The following is a 1,857-nucleotide window of genomic DNA, read 5'->3' on the forward strand; positions in this document are numbered from 1 at the left end:
ATGAAAAATAAAAACTTGTCTAACGGGGGGGGGGGATTTAAAAAATCAATCTCTTTCTAAAAAATTCTTATTTTCTTTAGCAACAGTTTCTGTTTTAAGTACTTGTGCTGATGCTCAAATTAGCGGTGCTGGATGTAGTGGAACTTGTGGAACAGTTAGTGATGCTCAAACAGAAAAAATTACTGTAAGCGGAACAAATACTTCTTTAACTATTACAAGCAGTGGTTCAGTTAAACCGAGTAATGATTTTGCTATAGAATTCAAAGAAAATTCATCACTTACAAATTTTAATAATCAAGGAACTATACAAAACGGCGGCACCAAAGAAGCTATAAAATTTAAAGGAACCACTATAGAAACTTTTAATAATAGCGGACTTATTTCTGGTAGTTGGTCTGGTCTTGAAATAAACGGTGGAGAAATAAAAGGACGTCCAAGTGATCTTATAAAAACTTTTGAAAATAGTGGAACTATACAAAGTACGGGAGAAAATAAAAACGGTATATATCTTGGCAAAGGAACTATAGAGACATTTAATAATCAAGGAATAATAAGTGGAAGCAAGAGTGGCATATTTGTTTCAAATAGTCTTATAAAAACTCTTGAAAATAGTGGAACTATAATAAATACTGGTAATGATTCTGGGATAAAACTGGAATTTGGGGGAACTATTGAATTAATAAAAAATACAGGGACAATTAATTCTGCTTATGGTATTGCTGTAACTTATGGAAAATTTGGAACTTTAGAAATCTCAGATGGTGGAAAAATTGAAAGTATTTATCATGGTATTTCTGTAGGTCAATGGCAAACTTTAGGAGATCTTATTATTGATGGAGGAGTATCAAAAAAAGGTGCTGATAAAAGTTCAATTTATGGAAAACAATACGGAATTAGTTTGGAAGTAGGAGCAAGTACTCAAAATATCACTCTTAAAAATGGTGGATATATAGAAGGTGGGGTAGATGGAATACATCTTAGCAAAGAAACACAATTTGGAGGAAATTTAACTTTAGAAGGAAAGGGTTCAGTTGTCAAAGGTGGTAGTGGGGCTGGGATTGCTAATAATGGCGGAAAAATAAGGGGTCATATAAAAATTTCAGATGGAGCCACTATTTATTCTGACTCTGGAGTCGCTATTTCTAATTCAGGAATAGGTGAAGTTACAGGTGGAATCACTATTAGTGGAGAATCAACTAAACTTGAAGGTGATATAGTAAATACTGACAATGCAGTTATTTCAAGTGATATAAAAATAGAAGATGGAGCTAAAGTTGAAGGTGGTATCACTAATACAGGAAAAGGAGAAATTTCAGGAAGTATCATAGTAGATAAAGGTTCTAAACTTGACTCCATAGTCAATACTTCTAATTCTGATACAGGAATTTCAGGTTCTATCACAAACAATAGTGATAATAAATTAGAAATCTCAAATTCAGGTAATATAGGTGGAAAGGTTGAAAGCACTGGAAGTGCTGATTTAGTAATCTCTAATGGTAATGGTGGAACTATCAATGGAGGTATTAGTAATTCAGGTAGTGGTAATACTTCAATCAATAATCAAGAAGGCGGTAAAATAGAAAATGGTATCACTGTTTCTGGAAGTGGATCAACTTCTATTAAAAATGAAGGAACCGTTGGTAAAGATGAAAGCGGTAATTCAATTACTAACAATGGAAATGGTAATGTAGTCATAGAAGATTGGGTTGTTTCTACTGATGAAAATGGTCAATTAGAAACTGTTGTGGTAGGTGGAGCTAATAAAGACAATGTAACTGTAGATAAAGTTACTGTAGATCAAAGCGGACTTGATTTAGGACAACTTGATAATGTTAGCAATCTCATTTCAGGAGTAAA

Annotated in this window: 1 pseudogene; it reads left to right on the forward strand. The window is 33.0% G+C overall.

The features are described 5' to 3' along the window. Positions 1 to 445: 445 nt before the first annotated feature. A pseudogene (locus CQA75_RS08815) lies at positions 446 to 1,857 on the forward strand (autotransporter outer membrane beta-barrel domain-containing protein); the annotation flags it as partial.

Source organism: Campylobacter taeniopygiae (assembly GCF_005406225.1).
Classification (GTDB): domain Bacteria; phylum Campylobacterota; class Campylobacteria; order Campylobacterales; family Campylobacteraceae; genus Campylobacter_D; species Campylobacter_D taeniopygiae.